Origin of the sequence: Brevundimonas sp. TWP2-1 (genome assembly GCF_049897645.1) — a bacterium.
GTDB lineage: Bacteria > Pseudomonadota > Alphaproteobacteria > Caulobacterales > Caulobacteraceae > Brevundimonas.
The window spans coordinates 534,587-560,462 of the sequence record NZ_JAFCWR010000002.1; the positions used below are offsets into that span (position 1 = coordinate 534,587).

At 66.6% G+C, this 25,876-nt stretch carries 21 protein-coding genes; 17 read left to right on the forward strand and 4 right to left on the reverse strand.

What is annotated here, in order from left to right; all coding sequences use genetic code 11:
• Window positions 1-184 precede the first annotated feature (184 nt).
• From ACP7BH_RS12800 to ACP7BH_RS12815, 4 genes are all read left to right on the forward strand, one after another.
• Window positions 185-1,333 carry an efflux RND transporter periplasmic adaptor subunit gene (locus tag ACP7BH_RS12800; RefSeq protein ID WP_425985776.1) on the forward strand — a complete coding sequence of 383 codons (1,149 nt, stop codon included), beginning with the start codon at window positions 185-187 and terminating at the stop codon, window positions 1,331-1,333.
• Window positions 1,334-1,344: 11 nt separating this feature from the next.
• Complete coding sequence (locus tag ACP7BH_RS12805) at window positions 1,345-4,437, forward strand: efflux RND transporter permease subunit (RefSeq protein WP_425985778.1); 3,093 nt, start codon at window positions 1,345-1,347, stop codon at window positions 4,435-4,437.
• 96 nt (window positions 4,438-4,533) lie between these two features.
• Window positions 4,534-4,860 (forward strand): hypothetical protein, encoded by a 327-nt coding sequence (locus ACP7BH_RS12810; RefSeq protein ID WP_425985780.1) that lies wholly within the window; start codon window positions 4,534-4,536, stop codon window positions 4,858-4,860.
• Window positions 4,861-5,041: 181 nt separating this feature from the next.
• Window positions 5,042-6,010, forward strand: a complete 969-nt coding sequence (locus ACP7BH_RS12815) for a hypothetical protein (protein WP_425985782.1) — start codon at window positions 5,042-5,044, stop codon at window positions 6,008-6,010.
• 181 nt (window positions 6,011-6,191) lie between these two features.
• On the opposite strand, the gene ACP7BH_RS12820 is transcribed toward ACP7BH_RS12815, so the two are convergent.
• Entirely contained in the window at window positions 6,192-8,831 is a 2,640-nt protein-coding gene (locus tag ACP7BH_RS12820; protein WP_425985784.1) for a TonB-dependent receptor, read from the reverse strand.
• Window positions 8,832-9,036: 205 nt separating this feature from the next.
• Window positions 9,037-10,281: a Na+/H+ antiporter NhaA gene (gene nhaA, locus ACP7BH_RS12825; RefSeq protein WP_425985786.1), complete on the reverse strand. Its 1,245-nt coding sequence runs from the start codon at window positions 10,279-10,281 to the stop codon at window positions 9,037-9,039.
• 215 nt (window positions 10,282-10,496) lie between these two features.
• On the opposite strand from nhaA, the gene ACP7BH_RS12830 reads away from it, so the two are divergent.
• The 11 genes from ACP7BH_RS12830 to ACP7BH_RS12880 all read left to right on the forward strand — a co-directional run bounded on the left by ACP7BH_RS12830 (window position 10,497) and on the right by ACP7BH_RS12880 (window position 20,429).
• Window positions 10,497-11,957, forward strand: a complete 1,461-nt coding sequence (locus ACP7BH_RS12830) for a protein adenylyltransferase SelO (protein ID WP_425985789.1) — start codon at window positions 10,497-10,499, stop codon at window positions 11,955-11,957.
• 123 nt (window positions 11,958-12,080) lie between these two features.
• Window positions 12,081-12,596 (forward strand): DUF2975 domain-containing protein, encoded by a 516-nt coding sequence (locus tag ACP7BH_RS12835; RefSeq protein ID WP_425985791.1) that lies wholly within the window; start codon window positions 12,081-12,083, stop codon window positions 12,594-12,596.
• Between the two features lie 12 nt (window positions 12,597-12,608).
• Window positions 12,609-12,827 (forward strand): helix-turn-helix transcriptional regulator, encoded by a 219-nt coding sequence (locus ACP7BH_RS12840; protein WP_346494896.1) that lies wholly within the window; start codon window positions 12,609-12,611, stop codon window positions 12,825-12,827.
• A 196-nt stretch (window positions 12,828-13,023) separates the two neighbouring features.
• Window positions 13,024-13,443, forward strand: coding sequence for a DoxX family protein (locus ACP7BH_RS12845; protein ID WP_425985792.1), 420 nt, complete (start codon window positions 13,024-13,026; stop codon window positions 13,441-13,443).
• 179 nt (window positions 13,444-13,622) lie between these two features.
• Window positions 13,623-14,105, forward strand: a complete 483-nt coding sequence (locus tag ACP7BH_RS12850) for a MerR family transcriptional regulator (protein ID WP_425985794.1) — start codon at window positions 13,623-13,625, stop codon at window positions 14,103-14,105.
• A 3-nt stretch (window positions 14,106-14,108) separates the two neighbouring features.
• Window positions 14,109-15,893: an acyl-CoA dehydrogenase C-terminal domain-containing protein gene (locus tag ACP7BH_RS12855; protein ID WP_425985796.1), complete on the forward strand. Its 1,785-nt coding sequence runs from the start codon at window positions 14,109-14,111 to the stop codon at window positions 15,891-15,893.
• A 197-nt stretch (window positions 15,894-16,090) separates the two neighbouring features.
• The gene (locus ACP7BH_RS12860) at window positions 16,091-17,254 is read left to right on the forward strand and encodes an acyl-CoA dehydrogenase family protein (RefSeq protein ID WP_425985798.1); all 1,164 of its coding nucleotides are present in this window, start codon (window positions 16,091-16,093) and stop codon (window positions 17,252-17,254) included.
• A 15-nt stretch (window positions 17,255-17,269) separates the two neighbouring features.
• A complete protein-coding gene (locus tag ACP7BH_RS12865; protein ID WP_425985800.1) occupies window positions 17,270-17,473 on the forward strand; it encodes a hypothetical protein in 204 nt (67 codons plus the stop codon).
• A gap of 398 nt (window positions 17,474-17,871) precedes the next feature.
• Window positions 17,872-18,156: a GIY-YIG nuclease family protein gene (locus tag ACP7BH_RS12870; RefSeq protein WP_425985801.1), complete on the forward strand. Its 285-nt coding sequence runs from the start codon at window positions 17,872-17,874 to the stop codon at window positions 18,154-18,156.
• A gap of 45 nt (window positions 18,157-18,201) precedes the next feature.
• On the forward strand, window positions 18,202-18,933 hold the full coding sequence (locus ACP7BH_RS12875) for a 16S rRNA (uracil(1498)-N(3))-methyltransferase (protein ID WP_425985803.1): 732 nt from the start codon (window positions 18,202-18,204) through the stop codon (window positions 18,931-18,933).
• 134 nt (window positions 18,934-19,067) lie between these two features.
• Window positions 19,068-20,429: a glutamate--cysteine ligase gene (locus ACP7BH_RS12880; protein ID WP_425985805.1), complete on the forward strand. Its 1,362-nt coding sequence runs from the start codon at window positions 19,068-19,070 to the stop codon at window positions 20,427-20,429.
• Here the strand turns inward: ACP7BH_RS12880 and ACP7BH_RS12885 are convergent.
• Window positions 20,426-21,175: a hypothetical protein gene (locus tag ACP7BH_RS12885; protein WP_425985807.1), complete on the reverse strand. Its 750-nt coding sequence runs from the start codon at window positions 21,173-21,175 to the stop codon at window positions 20,426-20,428. The genes ACP7BH_RS12880 and ACP7BH_RS12885 overlap by 4 nt on opposite strands.
• 111 nt (window positions 21,176-21,286) lie before the next feature.
• On the opposite strand from ACP7BH_RS12885, the gene ACP7BH_RS12890 reads away from it, so the two are divergent.
• A complete protein-coding gene (locus ACP7BH_RS12890; RefSeq protein ID WP_425985809.1) occupies window positions 21,287-22,858 on the forward strand; it encodes an ATP-binding protein in 1,572 nt (523 codons plus the stop codon).
• Between the two features lie 8 nt (window positions 22,859-22,866).
• Here the strand turns inward: ACP7BH_RS12890 and ACP7BH_RS12895 are convergent, their stop codons facing one another.
• Complete coding sequence (locus tag ACP7BH_RS12895) at window positions 22,867-24,297, reverse strand: alpha/beta fold hydrolase (RefSeq protein ID WP_425985811.1); 1,431 nt, start codon at window positions 24,295-24,297, stop codon at window positions 22,867-22,869.
• Window positions 24,298-24,549: 252 nt separating this feature from the next.
• On the opposite strand from ACP7BH_RS12895, the gene ACP7BH_RS12900 reads away from it, so the two are divergent.
• Window positions 24,550-25,869, forward strand: coding sequence for a LytTR family transcriptional regulator DNA-binding domain-containing protein (locus ACP7BH_RS12900; protein WP_425985813.1), 1,320 nt, complete (start codon window positions 24,550-24,552; stop codon window positions 25,867-25,869).
• Window positions 25,870-25,876: the final 7 nt, after the last annotated feature.

A 25,876-nucleotide genomic window follows, 5' to 3' on the forward strand; every position in this document is an offset into this window, starting at 1 on the left:
TATCACGCGTAGAGGGCGGGGACCAGCCGCACGGCCGATCCCGCCCGCGCCTTAAGTCACATTAAGCCTTCGCAATAAACGCCTTCGCCGTTTGAGAAGGTTTCGCGGACGCGGTATGGGACAAGCCTCTCGATAACCGGCGCGAGCCGGCGATCCGCTTCGCCTGCAACCGAGGAAATCCCCCGTGTCCAAGACGACCCGCACCGTTCTCAACGTCGGCGCCATGGCCCTGTCGGCCTTCCTGCTGGCGAGCTGCGGCGGACATGGCGAGGAAAAGACGGACGAAAAGGCCGCAGGCGGCTCGCGCCAGACCGTCAGCGCCGCGACCGTCGCCCAGACCAGCCTGAACCGCACCGTCACCGCCTCGGGCACAGTCTCGGCCTGGGAAGAGGTGCCGGTGGCGGCCGAGACCGGCGGCCTGACCGCCGTCGCCGTCTATGTGGACGAAGGCTCCTACGTCCGTCAGGGCCAGGCCCTGGTGCAGATGAACGACGTCCTGCTGCGCGCCCAGCTTCAGCAACAGCAGGCCCAGGTCCAGCTGGCCCAGGCCAATGTGGCGCGCGACGACGCCGCCCTGGACCGCGCCCAGCAGTTGAAGGAGCGCGGCTTCCTCAGCCAGGCGTCGCTGGACACGGCCCTGGCCAACCAGCGCGCCTCCAACGCCAATCTTGCGGCGGCCCGCGCGACCCTGGCCCAGACCCAGACCCAGCTGTCCCAGGCGACCATCCGCGCGCCCGTCGGCGGCCTGATCATCAGCCGCAGCGTCACCAAGGGCCAGATCATCGCCGCCGGGACCGAACTGTTCCGCATGGTCCGCGACGGCCGGCTTGAGCTGGACGCCCAGGTGCCCGAGACCGAACTGGGCCTGATCCGCGCCGGCCAGTCGGCGACCGTGACCTCCAGCGAGGCGGGCGAGACCACCGGCTCGGTCCGCATCGTCACGCCCGAGGTCAACGCCACCACCCGCCTGGGGCTGGCGCGCATCTCGCTGTCGCCCGGCGCCCAGCTGCGTCCCGGCATGTTCGCCCGCGCCGACATCGCCGTCGGCGACCAGCCCGCGACCACCGTGCCGACCGGCGCTGTGCTGTATCGCGAGAACAAGCCCGGCGTCTTCGTCGTGAACGGCGACAGCACGGTCCACTTCCAGCCGGTGACCATCCTGTCGCGCACCGAGACCCAGACGGCCGTCAGCGGCGTCGCCGTCGGCGTCCGCGTCGCCGTGGACGGCGCCGGCTTCCTGAACGAAGGCGACCGCGTCAACGTCGCCCAGGCGGTCGGCAATGCGCCTGCAGCCCCCGCCGCCCAGCCGGCGGCCCCGGCGGCCAAGAAGTAGGACCGACGACCATGAATCAGATGTCGTCCTGGGCGATCAAGAACCCGATCCCGATCATCCTGCTGTTCCTGCTGCTGACGCTCGGCGGCGTGGTCGGCTTCATGGGGATGCGGATCAATCAGAACCCCGACATCGACTTCCCCCTGGTCGCCGTCACGGCCGCCCGCCCCGGCTCGGCCCCGGCGGAAATGGAGGTTCAGGTCACGCGCCTGATCGAGGATTCGCTGGCCGGCCTGTCGGGCGTGCGCCACATCACGTCGAACATCACCGACGGCGTGTCCTCCACGACCATCGAGTTCGAGCTGGGCACCGACACCGACCGCGCGACCAACGACGTGCGCAACGCCATGACCGGCCTGCGCGCGTCCTTGCCACAGGACATGCAGGAACCGGCGGTCCAGCGCATCGACATCACCGGCGACGCCCTGATCACCTACGTCGTCCGCTCGCCGACCATGACGCCGGAAGAGATCAGCTGGTTCATCGACAACGAGGTCAGCCGCGGCCTGCTGGCCCTGGGCGGCGTGGGCGAGGTCAACCGCTCGGGCGGGGTGGATCGCGAAATCCGCGTCGAGCTGGATCCGCAACGGCTCGCCGCCTACGGCGTCACCGCCGCGGAGGTCAGCCAGGCGCTGAACAACGTCAACAACAACCTGCCGGGCGGCCGCGTCACCATCGCCGGGTCCGAGCGCGCCGTGCGCACCCTGGGCGCCGCGACCTCGGTCGAGCAGCTGAGCGGCACCCTGATCCCGCTGGGCGACGGCAAGGCGGTGCGTCTGGATAATCTGGGCAAGGTCGAGGACAAGTGGAGCGAACCGCGCCGCCTGGCCCGCTACAACGGCCAGGAGGCCGTCACCTTCAACTTCCTGCGCTCGCGCACCGCCTCCGAGGTCAAGGTCGCCGAACGGGTCCGCGAAGAGGTCAAGAAACTCGACGACGCCCACCCCGAACTGACGATCAGCCAGGTCACGGCCAGCGTCGAACAGATCGAGGAATCCTATCTCGCCTCGCTGGAGGCCCTGCTGCTGGGCGCCGTGCTGGCGGTCATCATCGTCTTCATCTTCCTGCGCGACTGGCGGGCCACCTTCATCGCGGCGACGGCCATGCCGATGTCGCTGATCCCGACCTTCGCCATCCTGGGCCCGCTGGATCAGTCGCTGAACGTGGTGACCCTGCTGGCCCTGTCGCTGACCATCGGCATTCTGGTCGACGACGCCATCGTGGAGATCGAGAACATCGTCCGCCACATGCGCGACGGCAAGCCGCCCTATGACGCCTCGCTGGAGGCGGCCGACGAGATCGGTCTGGCGGTCGTGGCCACCACCGCCACCATCATCGCCGTCTTCGCGCCCGTCGGCTTCATGCCGGGCATCATCGGTCAGTTCTTCAAGGCCTTTGCGCTTGCGGCCTGCGTCTCCGTGGCCTTCTCGCTGCTTGTGGCCCGAACACTGACGCCGCTGATGGCGGCCTTCATCCTCAAGCACAGCCATCACGAGGACAAGGATCCGTTCTGGATGGGCGGCTATCTGAAGGCGCTGCGCTGGTCGCTGGGCAACCGCTGGAAAGTGTTCGTCATCGGCATCCTGTTCCTGGTCGGATCGGTCGGAACGGCCATCGTGGCCAAGATGTCGTTCGAGTTCATGTCGCCCGGCGATACGGCCCGCGCCGCCTTCCAGGTCGAACTGCCGCCCGGCTCGACCCTGCGCCAGACCGACGCCGTGGTGCAGCAGGTCACCCGCAGGCTGGAAGCCCGCCCCGAGGTCACCTCCGTCTATGCCGCCATCGGCGGTCAGGACGTGACCCAGGCCAATGTCTATGCCGACATGGTGCCCAAGGGCGACCGCGACCTGAGCCAGCAGGCCTTCGCCCGCGCCATGGTGGACGAGCTGAAACAGATCCCCGGCGCCCGCATCCGCGCCGGCATCGCCCAGCAGGGCGGCGGTCCCGGCGACGGCACCAGCTACACCTTCTCGATCCTGAGCGATAACCCGGACGCCCTGAACGCCGCGGCGCGCAAGGTCGAACAGGAGATGCGCGGCGTCCCCGGCCTGGCCAACGTCGTCAACTCGGCCGCCATCGCCCGTCCCGAAATCCTGGTCACGCCGCGCCCCGACGAGGCGGCCCTGGCCGGCGTCTCGGCCGGCGCCATCTCCCAGGCCGTGCGAGTCGCCACCATCGGCGACGTGGATCAGAACCTGCCCAAATACAATCTGGGCGACCGCCAGATCCCGATCCGCCTGCAGCTGACCGAGGAAGCCCGCGAGGATCTGAGCGTGCTGGAGAACCTGCGCGTGCCGGGCAACGGCGGAAACTCCGTGCCGCTGAGCGCCGTCGCCGACATCCAGTTCGGCGCCGGTCCCGCCACCGTCACCCGCCAGGACCGGTCGCGGATCGCCTCGATCAGCGCCGAGCTGGACGGCATCGCCACCGGCGCGGCAGGCGCAGCGGTCAACCGCCTGCCCTCGGTCCAGAACCTGCCCGCCGGCGTGCGCCAGGTGCCGGCCGGCGACGCCGAGTTCATCCAGGAGATGCTGACCGGCTTCGCGATCGCCTTCGCCTCGGGCATCCTGCTGATGTATGCGGTTCTGACGCTGCTGTTCAAAAGCTTCGCCTATCCGATCACCATCATGGCGGCCCTGCCCCTGGCTATCGGCGGCGCCTTCATCGCCCTGGCCATCGGCGGCGCCAACTTCTCCATGTCGGCCCTGATCGGGGTGCTGATGCTGATGGGGATCGCGGCCAAGAACTCCATCCTGCTGGTCGACTACGTCATCATGGCCGAGCGGGACGGCATGCCGCGCCACGAGGCCATCATGGACGCGGCGCACAAGCGCGCCCGCCCCATCCTGATGACCACCTTCGCCATGGGGGCGGGCATGGTGCCCATCGCCATGGGGGTCGGCGCCGACGTCCAGTTCCGCTCGCCCATGGCCATCGCCGTGCTGGGCGGACTGATCTCCTCGACCTTCCTGTCCCTGCTCTACATCCCCGCCATCTTCACCATCGTCGACGACATCGCCGGCTGGGGCCGCGGCATCCTGAGCCGCTCAACGGCGGGACAGCGGGAACTGGCGAAGCCGAGACCGGGGACTGTGGTGGAGTGAGGTCGATCAACCCTTTGCGGATCCTCGGTGGGTCCGCGAAGGGTGGAAAGCGGACATCGTCTGAGCCACACTAACTTCGGACATTGAAGGTACAGATTGTTGATCGCTTCTGCTCTCGCTTTGGTTTTACAGACGGCGGGCACGCCGTGCGAGACCATCACCCGCCCGGCCAATCATTGGGGCGCTTTCACCAGCAGCTTCATCTTGGCTGACCTCTCCGTCCGGGTGACAGAAGGCCTGACTGCGTGCACCTTCAATCAGGCGGGCGGCGGCAACTGTTCCCTGATCAAGCCGAAGACCCTCGTCGTGACGCAAAGTGGGCGGGAGACGTGGTTCGCTGTCCCCAACGACAAGGGGGCGGACCTCCAAATCAGTCGGCGAGGCGTGACCTGCACCGTCCGGCCCTTGATCAGAATGGACTGATACTTCGCGACGATCTTCGTAAAGGTCCGCAACGCAGTATTTTCGGTCTTGCCCTATTTGCCAATTAGGACGGAGGCTGAGCCATCGGGCGGTCGCATTTGGCGTTAGGGCGGTGAGAGACCCTGCCTTGCCGAGACTTCGCAAGCGTCTGGTGTGCGATCACTGATTGCGAGGTTGTCGGATGAAGCTGCTGCAGTCGTTTAAAATTCTGGCCGGAGCGGTCTGTTTAATCGGCGGTCAGGTTCACGCCCAAACAATCCTCGAGGCTCCTCAAGCCCCGTCAGCGACGCAGCTTGACGATGTTGTTGTCACAGGTGAGCGGCTTCAAGCCCAGGCGGAAGCTTTCGTGGCGTCTGTCGGAGCGCCCGCCAATGGGCGAAAGCTGGCAACATGGACAGGTTCGATCTGTGTTGGAGCAGCAGGCTTGGCGCCTGACGCCGCCCGAGCGATGGTCGATCGCATCCTTGATTGGGGTCACAGCCTGGGTTTGCGCATCGGCGCACCCGGATGCCACCCAAACATTCTGATCGTTTTCGGCGAAGATGGGGACAAGACAGCGCGTGAAATCGTTAGGGCACGCCCATTAGAGTTCAATCCGGGTGTCTCTGGCCTGGATAGAGGAAGGCGCGCATTGCGTGCGTTCCAGAACTCCGGTCGTCCGGTCCGGTGGTGGCATATGAGCTTGCCTGTGGATCCAGACACTGGAAATCAACTCGTACGGCTTCCGGGCGATGCTCCGTTCAGTATATCAGGCGAGATTACAAGGCCGAGCGACCTCGGAAGTTTCGGCCAGATCGTCATGGGGTCGCGTCTTTACGACGACTCTCTCGACGCCTTGAAGTCGCTCGTGGTGGTCATCGACGCTCAGGCGCTTGAGCATACTGGCTTTGCCCAGCTTTCTGACTACGTCGCCATGATCGCTCTTGCGCAGATCGAGCCGGACACCCGCCCCGCTGCAGCGTCTATCCTGAACATCTTCAATGATGACGGCGTTGCCGAGCCCACGCTGACGTCGTGGGATCGAGCTTTCCTGGAAGCGCTTTACCAGACCCGGCCGCGGAACGTGCGGCCTAAGTCGGATGGAGATCTGATCGCCCAAGGCATGGTCCGCAGGCTGCAGCGGTCGAGCCAAATACAGATGGATCCATAGCAGAACATCTTCGACGGTTTTTGCTCGACGATCGGCCCGAGCGCCTTCCTAGTTGGCCACAACGGGTCGAAAGCCGAATCTGAGAGCGGACATTCCCACACTCGCCTGAACACACGCCCGAGAAAAAGGGCCGGCCGGTTGCCCGGTCGGCCCTTCGTCGTTCAGCCCTGAAGGCTGACGATCAGTATCTGACCTTCAGCGTCACGCCGTAGGTGCGCGGGGCGCCGAGGTAGGCGTTGTAGGTCGCCGTGTCGGTGGCGATGTTATAGAAGGTGCCGTCGGCCTGAGGCGTGGCGACGTTGGCGAAGGCCGTGCCTTGCAGCGGGGCGGCGAAGCCGACCTGGGTGTATTCTTCTTCCAGCAGGTTCTGGCCCCAGACCTCCAGGGTCCAGCGCTCATCCGCCGAACCGATCGAGACCCGGCCGTTGACGACGGTGAAGGCGTCCTGGTTCTTGTAGGGCAGCAGGTCCGAGCCGGTGTTGTATTCGGTCGAATATTTGGCCGACAGGTTGAACCCGCCGCGCAGGCCGCCGCCCAGTTCGCGGTCGAAGGCCAGGGCGCCGGTGACCGACCATTCCGGAGCGAACGAGGCGCGCGCGCCCGGCAGCAGCGACAGCTGCGGGAAGCGGCCGGGGCTGGACAGGTCGCCGGCGCCGAACACACCGTATTTGGCGTCGGTGTAGGTGACGCCGCCCTGGAACGACAGGCCCTCGACCGGGGTGAACCAGACCATGTCCGCATCGACGCCGCGCGAGGTCAGCTCGGGGATGGATTCCACCACGAAGGCGGTGCCCAGGAAGGTGTTGAGCTGGAAGTTCTCGAACTTCTGATCGAAGTAGGTCAGGTTCAGTAGCATGGTGCGGTCGAACAGGGTCGTCTTGACCCCCGCCTCATAGCTGTCGACCGTCTCGGCGGCGAAGAACAGCGAGGCGTCCGGCGTCACGCCCGTCTGCACCCGATCCATGTTGTAGCCCGCGCCCTTGTAGCCGCGCGCATACGAACCATAGACCATGATCGACGGGTTGAACCGGTAGGACGCCTTGATGGTGCCCGACAGGTCGGTGTCGCTGAACTTCTCCTGGATCCGGCGATTGTCGTAGAGCGGGTTGGACCAGGGCAGGCACAGCAGGCCCAGCGCCGCCGCCGGGGTGGCGACGTTTGCGGTGCCGGGGATCGGCGAGACCGTGCGGTTCGCCGGGTTCTGGTTGGCCAGGGCGCCGCCGCAGGCCGCGCCGTTGCTGCCCAGATTGTCCTGAACGCCCAGCAGACGCTTGCTGTCATAGGTGTAGCGCAGGCCCAGGTTGATATCGAAGGCCTCGGTCACCCGGTAGGTGTTGTTGGTGAACAGGGCCACCGATTCCGAGCGCTGCGAGTAGTGGTCCTGATACGCCTTGCCGGCCGAGAAGGTCGGGGCGGCGGCGCTGGGGGGCACAGCGCCGATAACGCACAGCGGCTGGCCCGCAGCCGCGCCGGCCGTGCCGACAAGGAAGCCGTTCGGGTTGGTGAAGCAGCCCAGGCGCGACGGGCTGGGACCGCCGACGGAGGCCGGCAGCGTCGCCGTCAGAAGGAAGGAGGCGAAGGCGTTGTAGTCCGCGCCATAGACGTAGCTGTCGTCGCGATAGACGCCTTCCTTGGTGGCGAACAGGCCGACCAGCCAGTCGAACTTGTCCGTCGTGCCCGCCAGGCGGAACTCTTGCGTCAGGTTGTCGACGCCGTAGCCGTTGGAGCCGTCGTTGGCGCGATACAGGATGTCGGCGCCCGTGTAGTCCAGGTCCATCCCCTGCTGGAACGACCAGTCGCGCCACGAGGTCTGCGACGTCAGGGTGGCGTTGATGCTGGGGAAGTCGATGGTCGCTTCCGCCGACAGACCCATGTCCTCGATCTCTTGCGGGGTCTCGCGGTTGGAATAGGCCAGGCGCGAGAAGGGCACGGTGCCGAAACCGGCGGCGGGCGGCGTCTGGCCTGGGCCGTTCGGTGCGGTCAGGGCGGCGATGAAGGCCTGGGACGGGCCGACGCGCGTCTGCACGGCGGAGCAGCAGTACTCGTCGCGCTTGGTGTAGTCCGCGATCAGGCGGACCGAGACGTCGTCGCTGGGCAGGATCAACAGCTGGCCGCGCCCGGTCCAGTAGTTCTGGGTGTTGTCTTCGGTCTTGCTGTTGGGGCCGTCGCCGGTGTTGACGTCGTAGAAGCCGTCACGCTCGCGGTGCGCCACGAACAGGCGACCGGCGATCTGGTCGGTCAGGCCGCCCGTGACGGAGACCGAACCGCCGATGGCGCCGAAGTTGCCGCCGGTCAGTTCCGCCGAGATGGACGGGTCGAACGACGGGCGTTCGGTGATGATGTTGATGACGCCGGCCGAGGTGTTCTTGCCGAACAGGGTGCCTTGCGGACCCTTCAGGACCTCGATGCGGCTCAGTTCGCCCAGGTCGCCGAAGCCGACCGAGTTGCGCGAGCGATAGACGCCGTCGATCACCACGCCGACCGAGCTTTCCAGGCCGGGGTTATCGCCCACGGTGCCGGCGCCGCGGATGCGGACGGTGGTCGAGGCTTCCGACTGGGTCGAGGTGACGGTCAGGCCGGGGGTCAGGATCTGCAGATCCTTGATGTCGCGCACGCCGGCGCCGTCAAGCAGTTCCTGCGACAGGGTCGTGACCACGATCGGCACGTCCTGCAGGCTCTGTTCGCGCTTCTGGGCGGTGACGATGATGTCGTCCACGGTCGCCGGGGCGTCCTGCGCGGCGGCGACGCCGGCGAAGCCCATAACGGCGGCGCCCATGACGGCGGCGGACACAGTGGTTCTGAGTTGAAGATTGCGGCGCATAGGCGTCCTCCCGGCTGAAGCCACGTTCGCACAGAGCGATCGCGGCGTTTCCTGTCCCAATCGACGTCCCCTTCTTGGGGGATCGTTCGTTATCGCTAGGCTAAGCGCGCTTCGGCCCCACGGACAAGCGAGCGTTGTTACCCGCGACGATTTTTCGCCGCGGATTGGCCTTTGTGTGTCAGGGAAGAGACAGAAAACGCTGACGCTAGGTCAGTTTTTGCCCGCTTTTCGGTCCCAGAGGCTCGACTTCAGGCTGCAAGGCGGCCGGGTCGGTCTGGCGGTGACGACCGGCGAATCCCAGCACGAGAGCCGCCGCGATCGCCGACAGGATCGAGCCGCCGATGACGCCCAGCTTGACCTCAACCTGTTCAGGCGAATCGACCGCGCCGGGGAAGGCCAGCACGCCGATGAACAGGCTCATGGTGAAGCCCACGCCGCACAGCAGCGAAACCCCATAGACCTGAAGCCAGCTGGCGCCCGTCGGCCGCGCCCCGATCTTCAGCGCCGAGGCCAGCCAGGCCATGCCCATGACCCCGATCTGCTTGCCGAAGAACAGGCCCAGGGCGATGGCGATGACGAGGGGGGCGAACGCCTGCTCCATCGACAGACCGGCGAAGGACACGCCCGCCTTGGCGAAGGCGAACAGCGGCAGGACCAGGAAGGCGTTCCACGGATGCAGGTCGTGCATCGCCTCCTTCAGCGGGCTCTGGCGATCTTCCTTGCGCGCAGCGATCGGCACGATCATGGCGAAGGCCACGGCGGTCAGCGAGGTGCTGAGGCCCGACAGAACCGTCAGGTACCAGACCGCCGCAAAGCCCAGCACCCAGAAGGGCGTCGGAATACGCATCAGGCGCGCGATCACCCCACCGACGGCGATCAGGCCCAGGGCCCAGAACAGCGGCGCCCAGTTGGCGCCCTCGCTGAACAGGACGGCGATCAGGGCGATGGCGCCCAGGTCGTCGACGATGGCCAGCGTAAGCAGGAAGACCCGCAGCGACGACGGCAGCCCCTTGCCGACGAAGCCGAAGATGGCGAGCGCAAAGGCGATGTCGGTCGCCAGCGGAATGGGCCAGCCCGCGTGCGGCGCCCCCATGGTCGCTGACAGCAATAGATAGACGGCCGCCGGCCCGGCCATACCGCCCAGGGCCGCCAGCACTGGCGTCGCCAGCTTGCGCGGATCGCTCAGCTCGCCGCGCACGATCTCGTATTTTATCTCCAGCCCCACCACGAGGAAGAAGATCGCCATCAGACCTTCCTTGATCCAGTCGGAGATCGACTCCTCCAGCCGGATCGGACCGATCTGAAGTACGTGATAGCTCTTCAGCCAAGTGAAATAGTCCCCCGCCCACGGCGAGTTGGCGACCGCCACGGCGGCGATGGCGGCGAGCGCCAGGGCCGAGCCGGATGCGGCCTCGGTCTTGAGGAAATCGAGTGTCAGTTTGCGCGCCACGGCGGCCTCCATCGGAATACTGAAGCTGTCGTGACGCCAGGTTATCGACGGGCGTCGGACCGGATTCGCCGCCCCTTTCGGAGCGCGCCGGCCTGGCCGCGCGAAGCGACCTGATGGCTGAAGGCAGAATAGAGGATGCGGCCCGCCAAGCCAACCGCTGTCCGGACGAAGAAGAGAGGTTGCGCTCCCCCCTTCGGACACGCACCTAGCCTCCCATGCCCGTCTCCCCCGCCTACCGCCCCGAACCGCGCTTCTTCGATCTGGGCGCCGACTACGCCGATGCGGTTCAGGCCGCCGACTTCCCGCAGACGATCCTGCGTTTCCGCAACGACCGCGCCGCCGGCGAAGTCGGGCTGGAGGGGTTGAGCGAGGCGGAATGGATCGCCGCCTTCGGACGGTTCGCGCCCCTGCCCGGCCAGCCGGGGCCGATCGCCATGCGCTATCACGGCCATCAGTTCCGCCACTACAATCCCGACCTGGGCGACGGGCGCGGGTTCCTGGCGGCGCAGATGCGCGAAACGCCTCAAGCAGGCGCGCTCCGCGAGCGCGGCGATAGGCAAGCAAAGCCCTCGGGCCGGTTGCTCGATCTGGGAACGAAAGGCTCCGGCACGACGCCCTGGTCGCGCAGCGGCGACGGGCGGTTGACGCTGAAGGGCGGGGTGCGCGAGGTGCTGGCGGCGGCGATGCTGGAGGCCCAGGGCGTCCCCACCAGCCGCGCCTTCTCCCTGATCGAGACAGGCGAGGCGCTGGAGCGTGGGGACGAGCCGTCGCCGACGCGGTCCGCTGTCCTGGTGCGCCTGTCGCACAGCCATGTGCGGTTCGGGACGTTCCAACGCGCCGCCTATCTGGGCCGGGTCGATCAGATCGAGGCGCTGATCGAACACGTTCGCACCCTGTATCATCCGACCGTTGCGGCGGGCGACGCGCCCGGCCTGCTGGCCGCCATCGTCGAGGCATCCGCGAAACTGACCGCGCGCTGGATCGCGGCGAGCTTCGTGCACGGGGTGCTGAACACCGACAATCTGAACGTGACGGGCGAGAGCTTCGACTATGGCCCGTGGCGGTTCCTGCCGGAATACGACCCGGCCTTCACCGCCGCCTATTTCGACCAGACCGGCCTCTACGCCTTTGCGCGTCAGCCGGAGGCGGTGTTTTGGAACCTGACGCAGTTGGCCGGCTGTCTGAAGCTGGTCGCCGATGTCGAACCGTTGACCCAGGCGCTGAACGGGTTCGGCCCGGCCTATATCCGCGAACTGCGCGCCGCCTTCCTGATGCGGCTCGGCGTGTTGAGCCTAGGCGAGGCGGCGGATCAGAGACTGGTCGATGCGACCCTGGCCCTGTTGCGGGAAGGCGGGGCGGCGATGCGGTGGGAGCCGCTGTTCTTCGACTGGTTCGGCGGCTTCGCCTCGTCGGCCCGCGCCCTGTCCGGACCGCGCGCCAAACTCTATCAGGGCGAGGCCTTCGACGCCTTCCGCTTCGCCCTGATGGAGCACGAACCCGGCCGAATCGAACGGCTGGAGCATCCGATGTTCGCCGCCCGCGAACCCGAAGAGATGCTGATCGACGAGGTCGAGGCCATCTGGGCCACGATCGCGACCGACGACGACTGGGGGCCGTTCCAAGCCAAGCTGGCCCGGCTGGAGGCCGCCCGCGTCGCCTGGGGCTTCAGCGCCTGACGCCGAACCTTACGAAAGCTTCATCTCGTTTATCGATAATGTTCTTGCTCGTTTATCGATAAATCCATATCGATAGTCACCAAGGCGGTCGCGGAGGGCGACCCGATTGGAAGGGCTATAAAGATGAAACTCGTGGGCAAACGGTCCGCCGCCAGCGTCCTGCGCTGGGTTTTGGGCTTTCTCAACGTCTTCGTGATGATCGGCGCAATAGCGGTTGGATGCGTCCTGATCGCCAGCATGATCGTCGGCGTCGATTGGATGGACGCGCTGCGAGATGGGGCAGCCCCTGATGGCGACATCGAAATCACGGGCCGCCTTACCCTGCTGGGGGGCTTCCTGGCCTGCGGCTTCACCTGGTGGATCATCAACCGGCTGCGGCGCATCCTGTTGTCGGTCAATCAGGGCGACGCCTTCGAGTTCGCCAACGTCAAGCGGCTTCAGGCCGTGGGTTTCGGCCTGATCGGCATTCAGTTGACCGCCTTACTGCTGGTCTTGGTCGCGCCTCAAGCCATCGGCCAGTCGCCGTCCGACTATGACTTCGACCTGGGGTCCTGGCTGGGCATTCTGGTGGTCTTCATCCTGGCCGAGGTGTTCCGGCAGGGGTCGGCCATGCGCGACGAACAGATGACCACGGTCTGAGAGGGGCGCGCCATGATCATGATCCAGCTGGACCGGCTGCTGCTCGAACGCCGCATGTCCCTGACCGAACTGTCCGACCGCGTCGGCGTCACCCTGGCCAACCTGTCGATCCTCAAGACCGGCAAGGCCCGCGCCGTCCGCTTCTCAACCTTGGACGCCCTGTGCCGCGAGCTGGATTGCCAGCCCGGCGACCTGATCGTCCAGACGCCGGGGGTGCATCCCGAAGACTAGGTCGAGGTCCGACAGCGTTGCGGGGCATTGGGAATCGGCCCAATGCCCCCGGCCCGTAACACAAAGTCATCGGCTGATGTCATCAGTTGATGTCATCGCCTGATGACAAATATCGAAAGCGCCGCTATATCCCCTCTTGCGAACGGCGATCCCCAATCCGATATCGCGACTGTTACGAAATCAGGTTCCTCCCCCGATGACCACCTCAACCTTCACCACCGCCCCCTCGCGCAGCCGCGCCGCCTACGCCAACATCGCCCTTTGGACGCTGCAGGGCTGGATCGCGATGTTCTTCATCGCCGCCGGATACGCCAAGCTGACCGAGCCGATGACCAACCTCATCAATCTGATGGGCTGGCCGGCGGTGGCGCCCGAGAACATGGTGCGCGGCCTGGGCGTGGTCGAGATCGTGCTGGCCATGGGCGTGCTGAGCCCGCTGATCTCGTGGCGCATCGGCCGCCCGCTGCTGATGTCGGCGGCGACAGGACTGATCGTGCTGGAATCGACCATGCTGGTCGTTCACGCCCTGAGCCAGGACGTGGGTCTGGCGGCGGTCAACGCCATACTGCTGGCCTTCACCGTCCCGGTCCTGCTGGGTCGTCGCAAGGCCTTCTGAAAGAGATCGAACGTCGGACCCCTCTCCCCCCTGCAGTCCGGCGTTTGCGCCCGGAACCTCCCCCCAGGTTCCGGGCTTTTTCATGCCCGATTGCGGACGGGACGGCCCCTCCGCAAAAGTTGACCCTTACGTGCGCGTAAAGCGCTTCCCTTTACGCGCACGTCAAGTTATGTTGGGTCATGGCCACCGCCGACGACCACCGCACCTATTCCATCCGCCAGCTCTGCCGCGAGTTCGGAGCCACGGCGCGCGCCCTGCGATTCTATGAGGACAAGGGCCTGCTGACTCCTGCGCGCAAGGGCCAGACCCGCGTCTATGATTCCCGCGACCGCGCCCGGCTGAAACTGATCCTGAGGGGCCGCCGCATCGGCTTCACCCTTCAGGAGATCCAGGACATGATGGATCTCTATGATCAGAAGGACCACAACGTCCATCAGATGGCGGTGGCCCTGGTGCGTCACCGCGCCCAGATCGCGGCGCTGAAGCAGCAGCTGGAAGACATCGAAGGCGCCATCGAGACGGCCGAACAGGCCTGCAACTGGATGGAATCCAAGCTTTCCGAACACCGCCCCGACCTGCTGCCGGGCGCCGAAGACTATGAGAAGCTGCTGCGCGCGCGTCTCAACCACGACCATCACCACCCCTTCAAAGCAAGAGCGTAATCCATGGCCTACAAGGCGCCTGTCCGCGACTTCACCTTCATCCTGAATGAAGTGCTGGAGATCGACCGCTACACTAACCAGCCGGGCTTCCAGGACGTCTCTTCGGATCTGGTCAGCCAGATCCTGGAAGAGGGCGCCAAGTTCGCCGACGAAGTGATCGCCCCGATCAACAATCCGGGCGACAAGGAGGGCTGCCACTGGTCCGAGGGCGGCGTGGTGACCGGTCCCAAGGGCTGGAAGGAAGCCTACAAGGCCATGTCCGAAGCCGGCTGGATGGCCCTGGCCGCCGACCCGGCCTACGGCGGTCAGGGCATGCCCAGCGTCGTCGCCTCGGCCTTCGGCCAGATGACGGCCGGCGCCTCCGCAGCCTTCTCGATGTATCCGGGCCTGACGGCGGGCGCCTATGCGGGCATCCACGCCAATGCGTCCGATGAGTTGAAGCAGAAATACCTGCCCAAGATGGCGACCGGCGAATGGTCCGGCACGATGAACCTGACCGAGCCCCAGTGCGGCACGGACCTGGGCATGGTGCGCACCAAGGCCGTGCCGAACGGCGACGGCTCCTATTCGATCACCGGCCAGAAGATCTGGATCTCGGCGGGCGAGCACGACTTCGCCGACAACATCATCCACACGGTGCTGGCCCGCGTCGAAGGCGCGGTTCCGGGCATCAAGGGCCTGTCGCTGTTCGTCGTGCCCAAGTTCCTGGTCAATGACGACGGCTCGCTGGGCGAGCGCAATACGCTGGAATGCGCCGGGCTTGAGCACAAGATGGGCATCCACGGCAACGCCACCGCCGTGATGCAGTACGACGGCGCCAAGGGCTGGCTGATCGGCGAAGAAGGCCGCGGCATGAACAACATGTTCGTGGTCATGAACGAGGCCCGCCTGGGCACCGGCCTGCAAGGTCTGGCCATCGGCAACGCCGCCTATCAGGCCGCCGTCGAGTTCGCCAAGGACCGCCTGCAGGGCCGCAGCCTGACCGGACCCAAGAACCCGGAAGGCCCGGCCGACAGCATCATGGTCCACCCCGACGTGCGCCGCATGCTGCTGGAGGCCCGCGCCTTCGTCGAAGGCGGCCAGGCCTTCATCCTGTGGACCGCCCTGCACGCCGACCTTGAGAAGTCGGAAGACGAGGCCGTCGCCACCAAGGCCAAGGATTACATGGGCCTGCTGACGCCGGTGCTGAAGGCCTATCTGACCGACAAGGGCTTCCACGTCGCCTCGCTGGGCATGCAGGTGCACGGCGGCTCGGGCTACACCGAACACTTCCCCGCCTCGCAGTATCTGCGCGATGCCCGGATCACCATGATCTACGAAGGCACCAACGGCATCCAGGCGCTGGACCTGGTCGGGCGCAAGCTGCCCGCGGCCGGCGGTCGGGCCATCATGACCTGGTTCGGCGAGATCGACGCCTTCGTCGCCGAGAACGGCGGCAATGAAGCCATCAAGCCCTTCGTCGACGGCCTGGCCGACACCAAGGCCAAGCTGCAGGACGGCACCATGTGGCTGATGCAGAACGGCATGGCCAACCCGGACAACGCCGGCGCCGCGTCGACCGACTATCTGAACCTCTTCGGCCTGACGGCGATGGCCTATATGTGGGCGCAGATGGCCAAGGTGGCTCAAGGACAGGTCGAGGCCGGCTCGACCGACCCCTACTACGCCACCAAGCTTCAGACCGGCCGCTACTTCGTCGAGCGCATCCTGCCCGACGCCGGGGCGCACCTGGCCAAGATGAAGACCGGCGCCGACGTGCTGATGGCCATGCCGGCCGAGGCGTTCTGAGGAGCCACCCTCTCCCAGAGGGAGAGGGCTTGAGGCTCGGAGAGCGCAGCGATCCGCAAGCCGAAAGGGTGAGGGGTTAGCCCCTCACCGTCTCCCACTGTAACCCCTCACCCTTTCGCGCAAGGACGACGGCTGTCGCCGCCGTGCGCTCAAGCCCTCTCCCTCTGGGAGAGGGTCACGAAAAGCGGAGTTAACCGATGAACGTGCTGGGCAGCCCCGACCCCGATTTCATGCGCGAAGAGGAGATCACCCTCTTCTCCGACAGCGTCGGCAAATGGATCGACGAGCACGCGCCGCCGGAGAAGGTCCAGTCCTGGATCGCCAACTCATCCGTGCCGCGCGACCTGTGGACCCAGGCCGGCGCCGACGGCCTGCTGGGCCTGTCGATGCCGGAAGAAGACGGCGGCATGGGCGGCGATTATCGGCATGAGGTCGTGCTGATGCGCCAGCTGGGATGGAAGGGCGCGGACCATTTCGGCATCTCGCTGCACAACGCCATCGTCGCCCCCTACATCTGGCACTATGGCACGCCGGAGCAGAAGGCGCGCTGGCTGCCCCGGCTTCAGTCCGGCGAACTGGTGGGCGCCATCGCCATGACCGAACCGGGCGCGGGCTCCGACCTGCAAGGGGTCAAGACCACGGCGGTCAAGTCCGGCAACGGCTATGTCGTCAACGGTTCCAAGACCTTCATCACCAACGGGCAACTGGCCAACTTCATAATCGTGGTGGCCAAGACCGACCCGGCCGAGGGCGCCAAGGGCACCTCGCTGATCGTGGTCGAGACCGACGGGGCGGAAGGCTTCGAACGCGGCCGCAACCTGCACAAGATCGGCATGGAGGGGAACGACACCTCCGAACTGTTCTTCAATGAGGTGAAGGTCCCCGGCGACAACATCATCGGCGGCGGCGAGGGCCAGGGCTTCGTCCAGCTGATGCAGCAACTGCCGCAGGAACGGCTGAACATCGCCGTCCAGGGCGTCGCCGCCGCAGAGCGCGGGCTGGAGGCGACGCTGGCCTACGTCAAGGAACGCAAGGCCTTCGGCAAACGGGTTATCGACTTCCAGAACACCCAGTTCAAGCTGGCCGAGATCAAGACCAAACTGACCGTCGCCAAGGTCTTCGTCGATCACTGCATCGGCCTGCACCTGAAGGGCCAGCTCGACGCCGCCACCGCCTCCATGGCCAAATACTGGGTCACGGACATCCAGGGCGAGACCATCGACGAGATGCTGCAGCTCCACGGCGGCTATGGCTATATGAACGAATACGCCATCGCCCAGCTGTACAAGGACGCGCGGGTCCAGCGCATCTACGGCGGCACCAACGAGATCATGAAACTGCTGATCGCGCGGACGCTTTAGGGCGACGACAGAACGATGGCGCTGATCGAGAAGGGGCCGTTAGAACGCTTTCGCGACTGGCTGGAGCAGCGACTGAAGCCGGTCGCCAAATCTGTCGCCACGCCCTTCGTCCGCCCGCCCAGAGACATCGTCTGGCGGCAGGAGGGCGCGGGGCCGGGCGAATGGACCGAACCGGTTCGCCGCTCCGACGGCCTCGACAGCTTCGCCGACTGGAAGTGACAAACGGTGTCTGCGCCGAGGATCGCCCCTTGGGCGACGGAGTTCGCCGTCTTTGAGTCCGGCCTCTACGGGACCGAGGATGAAGCGCGCCAGGCGATGATCGATCGCATTCAGAGGCTGACGTGACCGTCCACATGAGCGCGCTTATCAATGGGAAGCACTGACCGCGACACACGCCAAATAATGACTTAAGGTTGCGTATGGCGACCATGAAAAAAGGCATGCTCACACCTCCCAACGAATGGTGGAAACACCTTCGATGGGCGAAACGCGCCTTCTGGAAAGGCGAACGCAAGGCCGCCAAGGCTCAGGCTTCGACCCACGCCGACGACAACTGACACCCAACCTCCGCTCATCCCCGCGAAAGCGGGGACCCAGTCCTGTCGGGGCGCACGCCGATGGCCTTCTTCACCTACATCGTCGCCAGCCAGAGGAACGGCACTCTCTACACAGGCTCGACCGAAGACATAATTCTGCGCACCGCGCAGCATCGAGACAAACTGTTCAAAGGCTTTTCCGCAAAGTATGGCTGCGCCACCTTGGTCTGGTTTGAAATGCACGCCAGCCGCCACGCGGCCTTCGTGCGCGAGCGTCAGATCAAGAAATGGAACCGCGTCTGGAAACTGGAGCTGATCGAAAGAGCGAATCCAGGCTGGCGCGATCTGTTCGACGACCTGTTCTGAGGCTCTCACTGGGTCCCCGCTTTCGCGGGGATGAGCGGATTTGAGATGATACGTTTACATGTAAAGTCGGCATTGACTGCTGGGTCGGCCGTCGCGCCGACACTGGACCAGTCCCGCTATCTGACCCAGGTCATGCGGCTGAAGGTCGGGGACGATCTGCTGGTGTTCAACGGGCGCGACGGCGAATGGCGCTGTTCCGTAGCCGAAATCCTGAAGAAGGGCGTCATCCTGCGTGCCGAGGAACAGGCAAGGCCGCAGGTCCATGGCCCCGACCTGGATCTGATCGTCGCCGTGGTGAAGAAGGCGCGGGTCGAGACCATCGTCGAGAAGGCCGCCGAACTGGGCGTGCGGCGCGTGCGACTGGTCCTGACCCATCGCACCAACGCCGACCGCATCCGCCTGGACCGGCTGGACGCCATCGCGGAAGAGGCCGCCGAACAGACCGGCCGCCTGGACGTGCCCGCCGTCGATGATCCGATGAAGCTGGACGCCCTGCTGGACGCCTGGGAGCCCGACCGCCGCCTGATGTTCTGCGACGAGACCGGCGGCGCCCCGGCGATGTCGGCGCTGGCGGCGGAGGGCGCCGGGCCCCAAGAGCAAAAATGGTCCATCCTGATCGGGCCGGAAGGCGGTTTCTCGCCCGAAGAAGGCGAACGCCTGCGGTCCCTGCCCTTCACCACCGCGGTGTCTCTGGGCCCGCGCATCCTGCGCGCCGACACCGCCGCCATCGCCGCCATGACCCTGTGGCAGGCAGCTGTCGGCGATTGGGAACGATAAGTTCGCCCCTCAAGCAGCGAGCCGCCGCGCGGCGAGCGTCAGGGAAAGAACAAAGCCCTCTTGAGCCACGCCCCAATCTTGCCCATCTAGCCGCGACACACGGTCGCTCACGATGCGCCCGAAGGGACTGACGCATGACCGCAAACGCGCCGCTGAGCCGGACCGATCTGATCGAGACCATGTCCAAGGGGATCAAGCCCAAGGATCATTGGCGCATCGGCGCCGAGCACGAGAAGTTCGGCTTCGACAAAACCACCCTGGCCCGCCCTGCCTATGACGGCCCGAACGGCATCAGGGCGATGCTGGAGGGTTTGCAACGCTTCGGCTGGTCACCGGTCGAAGAGAACGGTTTTCTGATCGGGCTTGAGCGTCGCAACCCCGAGGGCTTCATCGCCTCGGTCAGCCTGGAGCCCGGCGGCCAGTTCGAGCTGTCCGGCGCCCCGCTGAAGACCATCCACGACATCTGCAACGAGACCGGCCAGCATCTGATGGAGGTCAAACAGGTGGCTGATCAGTTGGGCGTCGGCTTCCTGGGCGCCGGCTTCGATCCGCTGTGGACCCGCGAGCAGGTGCCGGTCATGCCCAAGGGCCGCTACGACATCATGCGCGCCTACATGCCCAAGGTCGGGACCCTGGGCCTGGACATGATGCTGCGCACCTGCACCATCCAGGCGAACCTCGACTTCGACTCCGAAGCCGACATGGTGGCCAAGTTCCGCACCTCCCTGGCGCTGCAGCCGATCGCCACCGCCCTGTTCGCCTGTTCGCCCTTCACCGAGGGCCGGCCCAACGGCTTCCTGTCGGCGCGGGCCAATGTCTGGACCGACACCGACGCCGACCGCACCGGCATGCTGGGCTTCGTGTTCGAGGAGGGATTCGGCTTCGAGCGCTACGCCGACTATGCGCTGGACACGCCGATGTATTTCGCCAAGCGCGACGGCCATTATGTCGACGCCTCGGGCCAGTCGTTCCGCGATTTCCAGGCCGGCAAACTGCCCGCCCTGCCGGGTCAGTTCCCCACAATCAAGGACTGGAACGACCACCTGACCACCCTCTTCCCCGAGGTGCGGCTGAAGGCCTATCTGGAGATGCGCGGCGCCGACGGCGGTCCGTGGAGCCGGATCTGCGCCCTGCCCGCCCTGTGGGCCGGCGTCCTTTACGACGCCCCGTCGCTGGCCGCCGCCTGGGACCTAGTCAAGGACTGGGACATCGCAGACCACGAACGCCTGCGCCGCGACGTCACCCGCCTGGGCCTGAAGGCCGAGGTGGCGGGCCGGTCGGTGCGCGACATCGCCGTCGACATGGTCAACATCGCCAAACAGGGCCTGAAGAACCGCGCCCGCTTCTCGGGCGGCATGGTGGACGAGCGCGGCTACCTGTCGGAACTGGAAGACATCGCCGACAGCGGCATCACCCCGGCCGAACGCCTGCTGGATCTGTATCACGGCGCCTGGCAGGGCGATGTGAAGCGAATTTACGCGGACTTCGCCTACTAGGGCACGGTGTAGTCGGAGCAATCCGGCAGCGCGCTGTCCGGGCGGTATTCGCCCGCCGCCGCGTCGAAGGTGAAGCGGCGGCTGTAGCTGCATTTCTGATCGCGCACCGTGACCAGGTCGGCGGGCTTCAGCGGCGGCTTCTCCAGCGAGTCCTCGGAACGGGACGCGCCGCGCGGATAGGCGGTCGCCGTGGTGACATAGTCGAACACAGGCATATCGCCCGCCTCGCCTGCGGCCGTCAGCGTGGCCTCGAACCCGTATTCGTCGTGACAGGCGCCGGCCCGCTGTTTCATGTCCTCTTCGCTGAAACAGGCGCGGATCGTCAGCGAGCCCCGGATCGGCACGGCCAGGACAGGCGTGGCCCCATGCTCGCCAGCTTCAGCCTCCCCGGCTGAGGTCAAGCGATATAGCCGCAGTTCCGACGCATGCCCCTCGCCGCCGGAATACATGGTGCTGGCGTCTGCCTCGACGCCGGCCAGAAAGCCGCCGTCCGCCAGTCGCACCAGTCCTGTCCACGGCTGATAGGTCTCGGTGTCACCCGCCTTGATCTTATCCCCCGTCGCCGCATCACCGGCGGCCCGCACGAGCGGCGCGACCACGATCTCGCCCTCCCACACCTCCTCAACTAGGCTGACACACCATGCCCCATCCGCCGTGCAGGCCCGGTCATCGGCGAGGGTCAGCGGCTCCAGCCGGTCAGACGGGACGGCCTGAACGGCGGCGATCAGGAGAAGGGCTGAGATCATCGCCACATCCTAACCGACATCGGTCCATGCGCCAGCGCAGACCGGCGTTCTCTGCAAAGGTGAGGTTAACCGATAGACCCTAGGGTGATCTCCAGTTCGAGAGAGTGCGTCATGACTTGTCTGTCTGTTACGGCCCAGGCCTTCCCCGCCGCCGATGTGGATCTGGACACCTTCTTCGATGTGTCCCTGGACCTGCTGGTGGTGCGCGAACTCGACGGGCGGGTGGTCAAGGCCAGCGCCTCGTGGTTCACCGTGCTGGGCTATCGACCCGACGAGATCGAGGGTCGCGGCCTGCTGCGGCTCATCCATCCCGACGACCTGCCTGCGACGCGCCAGAGCATCGTCGAGGTGGAAAACCGTCGCCCCGGCGATCCGGTCCTGGGCCAGATCAACCGCTATCGCCACAAGGCCGGCCATTACGTCACCGTGGAATGGCGCGCGCACAGGCTGGGCAATCGCGTCTATGGCGTAGCGCGTGACGTCACGCAGAAGGTCGCCGCCGAGCAGGCCTTGCGCGAGGCCACGGCCGCCGCCGAGGCCGCAAACGCCGCCAAGTCTGACTTCCTGGCCAATATGAGCCACGAGATCCGCACGCCCCTGAACGGCGTGATCGGCATCGTCGACGCCCTGTCGCGTACCGACCTGACCCCCGAACAGGCCGAGATGGTCTCGCTGATCGCCAGTTCGGGCGTGACGCTGGAACGGCTGGTGTCCGACATTCTGGACGTGTCCAAGATCGAGGCCGGCCACCTGGATCTGGAAAGCCGCCCCTTCGATCTGGACGAGGCCCTGGCCGCGCCGCTGGACGTCATGCGCCTGCGGGCCGAGGCCAAGGGCCTGAGCTTCGACATCCGCCGCGACGCCGATGCGCGCGGCCTGTTCGTCGGCGACAGCACCCGCATTCGCCAGGTGCTGGAAAACCTGTTGTCCAATGCGATCAAGTTCACGCCTCAGGGCTCGGTCGCCGTCGCCATCGCCATGGACGAGGATTCCGACGGCCTGACCAAGCTGACGCTGCGGGTCGAGGACACCGGCGTCGGCTTCTCGCCCGACCACGCCGCGCGCCTGTTCGACCGGTTCAGCCAGGCGGATGCGACCATCACCCGGCGGTTCGGCGGCACGGGCCTGGGCCTGTCGATCTGCCGGTCTCTGGTCGAGCTGATGGGCGGTCGGATTTCCGCCGCCTCGACGCCGGGCGTCGGCAGCCGCTTTACGGTCGAAATCCCGCTGGTGCGCGCCGCCTCCCTGACGGACCACGATGCGCGACAGCGCGCCCGCGCGACCGAGGCCGAACGGCCCATCGCCGCCCTGCGCGTGCTGCTGGCCGAGGATCACCCCGTCAATCAGCGCGTGGTCCAGCTGATCCTGGCGGCCCATGCCATGACGGTCGTCACCGTCGCCGACGGCGAACAGGCCCTGGCCGCCTTCCAGGCCGAAACCTTCGATCTGGTGCTGATGGACATGCAGATGCCGTGCATGGACGGCCTGACCGCCACCCGCGCCATCCGCCGGCTGGAGGCCGAACGCGCCGCCCAGGCCCGCACCCCCATCGTCATGCTCAGCGCCAACGCCATGGCCGAACACCGCGACCAGGCCCAGGCCGCCGGCGCCGACCTCCACGTCCCCAAACCCATCACCGCCGCCAGCCTGCTGGCCGGGATTCAGGCGGCGATGGCGGGGTAGGCCTTTCTCTACGCCACAGAGAAGGTCGGCGCGGGCAGGCTCAGCCGCGTGTCGCTGACGGGCTCTTCCTGGAAGAAGCAGACGAGCAGGGCCTGCACCTGCGGATGAGCCTCGAAGACATTGTGGCCGGCGTTCTCGACCAGCACCTGGGTCTTGTTCTGGAACTGGGCGATCACCTCGGCCTGCTCCTCCAGAGGCGTACGACCATCCAGGGAGCCCGCGACCAGCAGGGCCGGGGTCTCGATGCGGATCGGCTGACGGAACGCCTCGCCCAGATCGACGCCGGGGATCGAACCCAGCAGATGCGGCATGGGGAAGTTGAAGACGTCGCCCAGCACCGCCGTCTTCGCCTCCTGCGCGATGATCGCCAGTTTTCCCGGCGAGACGCCGGACGCCAGGTCCATCGCCTCCGGCATGCCGGTGATCCCGAAATAGCGATGCGGCGGCGGGAACAGCGACGCCAATACCTCGGTCTTGCCCGCATCCAGCGCCAGATAGATGCCCGGCAGCATCGTCAGGGTGGGCGGATTGGCCACCATGCCGGACGCCATCAACTGCACCCCGAACCCGCCGATGCTCAGATCGACGGGCCCGGCCTCTCCGGCCATGGTCACCGTCGCCGGCTGGGCTTCCAGCCGGTCGTGAACCCGCCGCATTAGCGCCGAAAGGTTGGGAACGGCCGCGCGAACAGCCGGGTCCTGGCCCATCAAACCATCCACGCGGTCCAGATAGGCGTCGATCCGGGCGGGCCGCTTGATCGTCTGATCCTGACCTTCCAGGCTGGCCAGGGCGACGCGGCCGATGCGTTCGGGATGTCGCTTCAGCACCGACAGCGCCAGGTGGGTGCCGTAGCTGATGCCCCACAGGTTGATGGTCTCTGCGCCCAAATGACGGCGCAGGTCGTCGATGTCGTCGGCGCTCTGTTCGGTATTGTATCCCGTCATGGCCACGCCGGCGCGGGTCCAGTCCACCCAGGCCTTCTGCATCTCATCGCGATACCAGGCGGTCATGCCCTCATGGGTCATGACGGGCCAGGTCGTGGGCGCGGGCCGATCCGGGATGTGGGCCGACAGGCCGGTCCCGCGCTGGTCGAAGGCGATGACGTCGGCGACTTCGCGCAAGGCCATGAAGATCGGGAACCGCGGCCCCATCGCCGTGCGCACGCCGGACCCGCCCGGTCCGCCGGCCAGATAGACGATGGGCGGCCCCGGATTGGGCGAGGTCGAGGCGAACCGCACATAGCCGAGGCGGATGCGGCGAGAGCCGGGGATGCGTCGATCCTCCGGAACCTCGAAGAAGCCGCGCTCGGCGTCGGTCTCCTGCCCGTCCCCGGCGGTGAAGCGGAAGGGACCAGCGGCTTCCTGCGCACGGGCGGCGTCGGCGAACGCCAGACCCGGCAGGGCGAGCCCGGCGGCGGCAAGGCCCGCGGTGGTAAGCATGGAGCGGCGGTTCAATGAGATATGGGTCATGGCCAGTGCTGAAGCAGGCCCGGCCGCCGCACGAAACGCCGCCTCGGTGAACGGCGTGTCGGCGTCGGTGAACGGCGGGGCTTTCCGGCGAACGACACGCTAAGGGTCTTTTTCATGTGGCGCATTCTTCTCCTTGCGATTCTCCTGTCCGCGTTTCCGGCGTCGCTTAGCGCGCAGGTTCAGGCGCCGAACTGGCAGGCGTGTCGCCATGCTCCCGGCGCCGTGGGGCCAGCCCTCACGGACTGCCGTCCGGTCGAGGGCGTCATCGACCCTCAAGGACGCGACCTCTGGCTACGCGCTGTCGTCAGCCGCCCGTCCGGCGACGATCCCGTCGCTCTGTATGTCGTGGGCGCGGCGTCGTCGGAGGTCTGGCTCAACGGCCGACGGCTGGGCGCCAACGGACGCCCCGGCGCGGCGGCGTCGACGGAAACGCCCGGTGTTTATGAGGCGGCCTTCCCGATCTCCGACCGTCTGTGGCGCCCGGCCGACAATGTCGTCGTGATCCACATGTCGTCGTTCCACGGCCTGGTGCGGCTGGACAGCCCCATCGCGGGGATCGTCGTCGCCCCCTACCCCTGGCCGTCGCGCACCGCGCTTGTGGCCATCGCCTTCGTCGCCGCCGGCGCCCTGTTTGCCGCCGCCTTCGGCTTTGCGGTGATCCATGGCCTGCGCCGCACGGGCTCCAGCCTGACGCTGGCGGCGCTCGCGGGCGTGTCCGGGCTTCAGGCGATGCTGGAAAGCCTGCGCGCGTTGACGCCCTACGCCTATCCCGTCCACGGCCTGCGGCTGGTGGGCATCTGGGCGCTGACGGCGGCGTTCGCCGTGCTGCTGGTCTCCTATGTCGTGTCGCGGTTCTGGCCTGGGGCGCGTCGGTCACTGATGGCCGCGACCGTCGTCGCCGTGATCGCCACCTGTCTTGCGCCGGGCTTCGACATGAAGACCGTGCTGGCGCTGATGGTCGGTCTGGGCGTGTCGGTCGCCGTCGCCGCCGTGGCCGTCTGGCGCCGTCAGAAAGGCGCGCGCGCCACCCTGGCCTATCTCGCCGTCTTCATGGCCGTCGGCATGGCCTTCCCGACCTGGCTGGTCGATCTGTCCTACTTCCTGTTCGCCGCCGGCCTGCTGCTTCCGCTACTGATGGTCGAGGTCGTGCGGCTGGGCCGTGACGATCAGAAGCGCGAGGGCGCCCTGGCCCGCGCCGTCGCCCGCCCCCACTGCCTGACCGTCGCCTCCGCGCGCGGGGTCCAGCTGGCGCCGCTTTCGGACATCGTCGCCATCGTCGGAGCCGACGACTATGTCGAGTTGCGGATGAGCGACGGCCGCCGTCTGCTGCACGCGGCGCGTCTGGATCGGCTTGAAAACGACCTGCCGCCGACCTTCCTGCGCATCCACCGTTCCGCCATCGCCAACCTGTCCCACGTCAGCGGCCTGGAGCGCGACGGCGGCCGAAGCCGTCTTCTGATGCGCGACGCCCCGCCCTTGCCGATCAGTCGAAACCGCCTCCCCGCCGTCCGCGAAGCCCTCGATGCGGCGACCCTCGTCTAGCGACAGT